Origin of the sequence: Actinomadura montaniterrae (genome assembly GCF_008923365.1) — a bacterium.
In the GTDB taxonomy this organism is placed as follows: Bacteria; Actinomycetota; Actinomycetes; order Streptosporangiales; family Streptosporangiaceae; genus Spirillospora; species Spirillospora montaniterrae.
In genome coordinates, this window is sequence record NZ_WBMR01000320.1 from 1 (window position 1) to 6,922 (window position 6,922).

Below are 6,922 nucleotides of genomic sequence, written 5' to 3' on the forward strand. Positions count from 1 at the left end.
CGCGATCACCACCGCCGGGGTGCGGCCGCCGGGCGCCTCGGTCAGCGCGTACGTCGTGCCCGCCAGCGCCAGCGCGGCCAGCGCGGCGCCGGGCACGTCGAACCGGCCGCGGGCGTCCGGATCGACGCTCTCCGGGACGTGCCGGACGGCGACGAGCACCACGACAGCCGCGAGCGGCACGTTGAGCAGGAACACCCACCGCCAGCCCGCCGCCTCCACCAGCCAGCCGCCCGCGAACGGGCCGACCGCCCCGGCGACGCCGCCGAGCCCCGACCAGGCCCCGACCGCGCGCGGCCGGTCGTCGGCCGCGAACGACGCCTGGATGATCGCCAGCGAGCCGGGGGTGAGCAGCGCGCCGCCCATGCCCTGCAGCGCCCGCGACAGCACCAGCATCTCGACGTTCAGCGCCATCCCGCACAGCACCGACGCCACCGCGAACCACACCACGCCGATCAGGAAGATCCGGCGGCGGCCGTACCGGTCGCCCAGCGACCCGCCGAGCAGGATGAACCCGGCGAGCGTCAGGGTGTAGGCGTTGACCGTCCACTGCAGCCCCGCCATGTCGGCGTGCAGGTCCCGCGCGAGCCGCGGCAGCGCCACGTTCACCACGGTGGAGTCGAGCATCGCCACGCTCGACCCGAGGACGGTCGCCAGCAGGATCCAGCGTCCCGGCCCCGTGCCCAACCGGACGTCCGGCATCAGCGCCTCCCGCCGGAGGGCGCCCCCTCGCCCGGCGCCGCCGCCATCAGACGATCAGTTCGTCGGCGAAGCACCAGCGCCAGTCCTCGCCCGGCTCGAACGACCGGACGATCGGGTGCCCCTCCTTCTGGTAGTGCGCGGTGGCGTGCCGCATGGGGGAGGAGTCGCAGCAGCCGACGTGCCCGCAGCTCAGGCAGAGCCGCAGGTGCACCCACCGGGTGCCCTGCTCCAGGCATTCCTGGCAGCCCTGCGGCGTGTTCGGCGCCGGGTCCTCCACCGGGACGGACTGCACGTGCTCACAAGTGGCCATACGGGCATCGTGCCACGCCCGCCGTCAAGGGATCACCAGTGGTCGGGGCTGAACGGCTCGTCCTCGGGGCGGGCGGACTCGGCGAGCAGCCGCAGGTCCGACTCGACCATCATGGTGACCAGGCCCTCGAAGGTCACCTCGGGCTCCCAGCCGAGCTGCTCGCGGGCCCGCTTCGGGTCGGCGCACAGCAGGTCGACCTCCGCCGGGCGGGTGTACCGCTCGTCCAGGACGACGTGGTCCTCCCAGTTCAGCCCCGCCGTGCGGAACGCGAACTCGACCAGCTCGCGCACCGACTGGGTCTGGCCCGTCCCGATCACGTAGTCCTCGGGGGCGTCCTGGGCGAGCATCATCCGCATCGCGCGGGCGTAGTCGCCGGCGTAGCCCCAGTCGCGGCGGGCGTCCAGGTTCCCGAGCCGCAGCTCCGTGGCGAGGCCGAGCTTGATCCGGGCCGCGCCGAGCGACACCTTCCGCGTGACGAACTCGGCGCCGCGGCGCGGCGACTCGTGGTTGAACAGGATGCCGCTGACCGCGAACATCCCGTACGACTCGCGGTAGTTCTGGGTGATGTAGTGCCCGTAGCTTTTGGCGACGCCGTACGGGCTGCGCGGGTGGAACGGCGTCCGCTCGTTCTGCGGCGTCTCCCGGACCATCCCGAACATCTCCGAGGACGACGCCTGGTAGAAGCGGATCTGCTCGCGCCCGGGCGTGCGGGACGGGCTGATGCCCGACACCACCCGGATGGCCTCCAGCATCCGCAGCACGCCCATGCCGGTCACCTCGGCGGTGAGCTCCGCCTGCTGCCACGACATCGGGACGTAGGAGATCGCGCCGAGGTTGTAGACCTCGTCGGGCTGGACCCGCTCGACCGCGGAGATCAGGCTGCCCTGGTCCAGCAGGTCGCCGGTGGTGATCTGGACGTCGCCGATGTGCTTGCGCAGCCGCGACACGTGCGGATTCGCCTGCCCCCGGACCAGGCCCCACACCTCGTATCCCAGCTCAAGCAGATGCTCGGCCAGGTACGAGCCGTCCTGTCCGGTGATGCCGGTGATGAGTGCTCGCCTGGACAGCGGATCCTCCATGGGCTGGTCGGTGCGACGCGGGGCCCACCGCGGGGCGAACCCGGGCGAGCGTGAAATATGAGGTTAGCGACCCCGCGGGGATGCTGACGAGGGAGGGCGCCGTTTGAACCGAATTTGCTTCAGGTTCGCCGCCGCGGCCCCGGACGGCCGTCCGCGGCGGCCCGGCGGGACGCCGTGCCGCGTGGCGCCCGGGGCCCCGCATGTGCCACGGTGTGGGGCATCATGACCTCTCCGGACGCCGCGCCGCTGCGGCTGAACGGGCGCGCCCTCGGCCGCCACGCGATCATGGCCGTGGTGAACCGGACGCCCGACTCGTTCTTCGACAAGGGCGCCACCTACGGCTTCGGCGCCGCCCTGGACGCGGTGGACCGCGCCGTCGCGGAGGGCGCCGACATCGTCGACATCGGCGGCGTGAAGGCCGGCCCCGGCGAGGACGTCGGGGTCGCCGAGGAGCTGCGCCGGGTGGTGGACCTGGTCGCCGCCGTCCGGGACCGGCACCCGGGCGTGGTGATCAGCGTCGACACCTGGCGGGCGGAGGTCGGCGCGGCCGTCGCCGAGGCGGGCGCCGACCTGCTGAACGACACCTGGGGCGGCCCCGACCCGGCGCTGGCGGAGGTCGCCGCCGCGCACGGCGTCGGGCTGGTCTGCGCGCACGCGGGCGGGCTGGACCCGCGCACCCGGCCGCACCGGACCGGGTACGGCGACGTGGTCGCGGACGTGATCGGGCACGTCACCGCGGAGGCCGAGCGGGCGCTCGCGGTCGGGGTGGCGCGGGAGGCGATCCTCATCGATCCCGCGCACGACTTCGGCAAGAGCACCCGGCACTCGCTGGAGATCACCCGGCGGCTCGGGGAGCTGACCGCGACCGGCTGGCCGGTATTGGTCGCGGTGTCCAACAAGGACTTCATCGGGGAGACGCTCGGCCGCCCCGTCGACAAGCGCGGCGTCGGCACCATGGCCGTGCTCGGCGTCTCGGCGCTGCTGGGCGCGCGTGTCTTCCGCGTCCACGACGTCGCCGCCGCCCGCCGCGCCCTGGACACGGTCGCCGCCATCCTCCCGGAGCAAGCCGTCGTCCCGGAGTAAGAGGCGGCCCCGGCCACCGCGCGAGCGCCCTACAACGCCGCTTCGCGCTGGCGGGCGCGGTAGGCGGCGACGTGCATGCGGTTGCCGCAGGTCCGGCTGTCGCAGTAGCGGCGGCAGCGGTTGCGCGACAGGTCCACGAGCACGCGCGAGCAGTCGGGCGCCTCGCAGGTGCGCAGCCGGTCCAGCTCGCCGGCCGCCACCACGTAGGCGAGGGCCATCCCGCAGTCGGCGGCGAGGTGCTCACCGACCGGCGCGCCGGGCGCGAAGAAGTGCACGTGCCAGTCGTAGCCGTCGTGGTCGGTGAGGTGCGGGGTGGTGCGGACCTCGCCGACGATCTCGTTGATCAGCCGGACCGCGGTGGGGACGTCGCCGGTCCGGAACACCGCGTGGAACCGGTCGCGCAGCGCCAGCACCCGGGCCAGGTCGGCCTCGGTCAGCGCGCCGACGTCGCTGAACGCGCTGCGCCCGACGAACGCGCGCAGCCCGGGCAGCCCGCCGAGCTCCTCGGTGCCGGACGCCGCGGCACCGGTGTTGATCAGGTCGACGACGACGGCGAGCGCGTGCTCGGTGTCATGGGTGAAGATCACTGTGGCTCCAGTCTCGGGGACCGGGGTCGTACTGCTCCTGGGGGGCGAACCCCCCGACCGTCCCGACGAGGGCAGGACGGTCGAGCGCCCGGCAGCGCCGCCGGGGCCGGAACGCGGCCCGGCCCCCACCATATGACGCCCGGCGGCCCCGTCCACGCCGACCCTGCCGGGACGGCGCAGCCGGTTCCGGCCCCACTGCCTGCGGGAACGTTCCATATTCGGGCCGGCGGCGGAAGCGCTCCGCCGCCGCGCGCGTACCGCGCCGCGATCCGGAGAGGATCACGGGCGTGGAGGGGGACCGGCTGTTCATCGTCTTCCTGGTCGTCGCCGTCGTGGTGCTGGCGGCCCGGGCGCTGGCCGGCCGGCTGCGGCTGCCGGACGCCATCCTCCTCGTGCTGCTCGGGATGGCGGCCGGGTTCGTGCCCGGCCTGCCCGCCGTCGTCGCCCCGCCCGATCTGGTGCTGATGGGCTTCCTGCCGCCGCTGGTGTACCACGCCGCGTTCTTCACCGCCCCGCGCGAGGCCCGCGCCGACGCGGTCCCGATCGTCACGCTGGCGTTCGGGCTGACCGCCGTCACCACCGGGGCCGTCGCCGCGACCGTGCACGCGCTGCTGCCCGGGCTCGGCTGGGCCGCCGCGCTGGCGTTCGGCGCCGCGGTCGCCCCCACCGACGCCGTCGCCGCGACCGCGGTGATGCAGCGGCTCGGCGCGCCCGCCCGGCTCGTCACCATCCTGGAGGGCGAGAGCCTGATCAACGACGGCGTCGCGCTGACGATCTTCGGGCTCGCCATCGAGGCGATCGGCGTCGGGTTCGCGCCCGGGCACGGCGCCGTCCGGCTCGTCCAGGTGGTGCTCGGCGGCATCGCCTACGGGCTGGTCCTCGGCGTGGTGATCCGCCGCATCCGGCGCCGCATCCAGGACCCCATCAGCCAGGTGATCGTGTCGCTGGTCACCCCGTACGCGGCGTTCATCCCGGCGGAGAACTTCGGCGCGTCCGGGGTGCTGGCGACGGTCGTGGCGGGCTTCTCCATCGGCACCCACGGCGAGGGCGTGCTGCAGCCCGCGTCCCGGCTGGCCGGCGACACCTTCTGGCGGATCCTGACGTTCCTGCTCGAGTCGACGCTGTTCGTGCTGCTCGGCCTGGAGATCCGGGAGATCATCCGGCAGCCCGGCGGGCACACCTGGCACAGCGTGCTGCTGACCACGCTCGCGGTGTCGGCCGTCGTGATCGGCGTACGGCTGCTCTGGGAACTCGGCAACGGCCCGCTCGCCGGGCTGGTGCCGGGCGGCCGGCGCAGCCAGGAGGGCCTCGGCTGGCGGCAGCGGCTCGTGATCGGCCTCGGCGGGATGCGCGGCGCGATCTCACTCGCGATCGCGCTGTCGCTGCCGACCGCGGTCGGCCCCGACCGCGGCGTGCTCGTGCTCCTCACCGCCCTCGTGGTGCTGATCACCCTGGTCGGGCAGGCGCCGCTGCTGCCGCCGCTGCTGCGCGGCCTCGGGCTGATCGAGTCCGACCAGCGCCGGCTGGAGGTGATGACGGCACGCCGGGCCGGGCTGCAGGCCGCCCTCGCCCGGCTCGACGAGCTCACCGAGGACGAGCAGGTCGACGACCAGACCGCCGAGGCGTTCCGGCAGATGCTGGAACTGCGGCTGGAACGCGTCCGCTACTTCCTGGACGAGGAGGACGCCGGCACCGAGGCGCCGCCGCCCAACAGCCGCAAGGTGCGCGGCGAGCTGGTCCGGGCGCAGCGCGCGAAGCTGACCGCGCTCTACCGCAAGGGCAGGATCGGCGCGGGCACGCTCCGCCAGATCAGCCGCGAGCTCGACTTCGAGGACCCCGTCGTCATCCGCCGCAGCCGCTCCTAGCCGGCGTCACGGGCCGGGCGGGATCAGCGGGCGTAGTGGGGGTCCGCCACGACGGGGTAGTAGGCGTCCGTATGCTGCACGCGCATCGTGACGGCCGACCCGTCCAGCGTGTAGTCCGCCTTCACCTGGCGGAACATCGAGTCGCTGGCCCACGGGTTGTAGAGCCGCCCCACGGTCGCGCCATAGCGCAGGTGGACGACGTCGTAGCCGCCGGACGGCATCGCCTCCAGGGCCAGGCCGTCGGCGAGCGACACCGGGAAGCGGAACTCCGAGGGGGCGTCCGGGCCGTGGATCACCGTGAGCAGCCGCACCCCGTTGTCGGTCGTCTGCGCGACGATGTCGGTGTCGACGTCCACGCCCACGAACACCCGCAGGCTGGGCCGCAGCACCTGGGCGACCGTGTCGGCCGCCGCCACGTCGATGCCGAGGTGGATCCGCTGCCCGTCCTTGGTCGGCACCCACACGCCGTCCCGCGCGCGCTGCCCCCAGGCGACGTCGGGGTTCTCCATCTCCTGGGGCTCGTTCTTCCCCCGGGCGACGAGAATCCTCGAGGCCGCGCTCATCGCGGCGGCAGCCCCGTCCCGTGCGTGCCTCATGGCGGGCCCCCTCGCCTTCTTCTTTCATCACATAACGTGACGTCACGCTTGTCCTGGGTTTCACCACGGGTGCGCCCTGCAGGAAGTCCGGCGTGCCTGCCAGTGCCGACGGGCGGGTTCGCGGTGTTCGCCCCGTGCGTCGTTGGACCTTACACCACGCTTATACGTGCCGTACGGGCGCATATTGATCGTTTCTCTCCGTGCCCGTGCCGCCACTTACCGCGCCCGGGTGTGCGCGCGCCCGCCGGCCGCCGTTCGCCGATAAATGCTTTGCGGCCGTGATGGGAAAAAGCGCATCATCGAACATGTCGGACGGAAGCGAAGGGGCGAGCCACCGGATAGGCGGCCGGTCTCCAAAACCGGCGGAAAGTGGGTTCGACTCCTACCGCCCCTGCTGAGCACGCTCGATGGGCCTGTGGTGCAACGGAAGCACGCTTCTCTTGCAAGGAAGCGACCAGGGTTCGACTCCCTGCCGGTCCACGCGGCACGGCCGCCGCCGGGCGCTCCCCCGCCCGCGCGAGGAGGGTTGGCCGAACGGTAAGGCAGCAGTTTCGAAAACTGACGTCGAGGTGAAACTCGAAGGGGTTCGACTCCCTTACCCTCCGCCATTCACGGGGAAAGCGGCGGCGGGATGGCCGAGCCTGGCCATCCCGCCGCCGCGGTCCCGCGCCGGGGTGCCGCGCGGCCCACTCCGGTGCGGCCG

Annotated in this window: 7 protein-coding genes and 3 tRNA genes; 5 read left to right on the forward strand and 5 right to left on the reverse strand. The window is 73.5% G+C overall.

Going from position 1 to position 6,922, the window contains the following annotated elements; translation table 11 throughout:
• From F9B16_RS46935 to F9B16_RS46945, 3 genes are all read right to left on the reverse strand, one after another.
• The coding region (locus F9B16_RS46935; RefSeq protein ID WP_151546756.1) for an MFS transporter at nt 1–699 on the reverse strand (699 nt) is incomplete at its 3' end.
• A gap of 46 nt (nt 700–745) precedes the next feature.
• Nucleotides 746–1,009, reverse strand: a complete 264-nt coding sequence (locus F9B16_RS46940) for a ubiquitin carboxyl-terminal hydrolase 14 (RefSeq protein ID WP_151546757.1) — start codon at nt 1,007–1,009, stop codon at nt 746–748.
• Between the two features lie 32 nt (nt 1,010–1,041).
• Nucleotides 1,042–2,076: a GDP-mannose 4,6-dehydratase gene (locus F9B16_RS46945; protein WP_151546763.1), complete on the reverse strand. Its 1,035-nt coding sequence runs from the start codon at nt 2,074–2,076 to the stop codon at nt 1,042–1,044.
• Nucleotides 2,077–2,310: 234 nt separating this feature from the next.
• Here F9B16_RS46945 and folP point away from each other — a divergent pair, with 234 nt between their 5' ends.
• Nucleotides 2,311–3,171: a dihydropteroate synthase gene (gene folP / locus F9B16_RS46950; RefSeq protein ID WP_151546758.1), complete on the forward strand. Its 861-nt coding sequence runs from the start codon at nt 2,311–2,313 to the stop codon at nt 3,169–3,171.
• Nucleotides 3,172–3,200: 29 nt separating this feature from the next.
• On the opposite strand, the gene F9B16_RS46955 is transcribed toward folP, so the two are convergent.
• Nucleotides 3,201–3,758: a CGNR zinc finger domain-containing protein gene (locus F9B16_RS46955; protein WP_151546759.1), complete on the reverse strand. Its 558-nt coding sequence runs from the start codon at nt 3,756–3,758 to the stop codon at nt 3,201–3,203.
• 287 nt (nt 3,759–4,045) lie between these two features.
• Between F9B16_RS46955 and F9B16_RS46960 the strand changes: the two genes are divergently transcribed.
• Entirely contained in the window at nt 4,046–5,623 is a 1,578-nt protein-coding gene (locus tag F9B16_RS46960) for a Na+/H+ antiporter (RefSeq protein WP_151546760.1), read from the forward strand.
• 23 nt (nt 5,624–5,646) lie between these two features.
• Here F9B16_RS46960 and F9B16_RS46965 read toward each other — a convergent pair whose 3' ends face one another.
• Nucleotides 5,647–6,219: a hypothetical protein gene (locus F9B16_RS46965; RefSeq protein ID WP_151546761.1), complete on the reverse strand. Its 573-nt coding sequence runs from the start codon at nt 6,217–6,219 to the stop codon at nt 5,647–5,649.
• A 322-nt stretch (nt 6,220–6,541) separates the two neighbouring features.
• Here F9B16_RS46965 and F9B16_RS46970 point away from each other — a divergent pair.
• From F9B16_RS46970 to F9B16_RS46980, 3 genes are all read left to right on the forward strand, one after another.
• Nucleotides 6,542–6,613 (forward strand) — tRNA-Trp (locus F9B16_RS46970).
• Nucleotides 6,614–6,628: 15 nt separating this feature from the next.
• Nucleotides 6,629–6,699 (forward strand) — tRNA-Ala (locus tag F9B16_RS46975).
• Between the two features lie 40 nt (nt 6,700–6,739).
• Nucleotides 6,740–6,827: transfer RNA gene (locus F9B16_RS46980), tRNA-Ser, on the forward strand.
• The last annotated feature ends 95 nt before the right edge of the window (nt 6,828–6,922 follow it).

Bases quoted from the DNA above. Each gene is read 5' to 3' on its own strand.
- F9B16_RS46940 (WP_151546757.1), bottom strand. From the start codon at position 1,009: ATGGCCACTTGTGAGCACGTGCAGTCCGTCCCGGTGGAGGACCCGGCG.
- F9B16_RS46965 (WP_151546761.1), bottom strand. From the start codon at position 6,219: ATGAGGCACGCACGGGACGGGGCTGCCGCCGCGATGAGCGCGGCCTCG.
- folP (WP_151546758.1), top strand. From the start codon at position 2,311: ATGACCTCTCCGGACGCCGCGCCGCTGCGGCTGAACGGGCGCGCCCTC.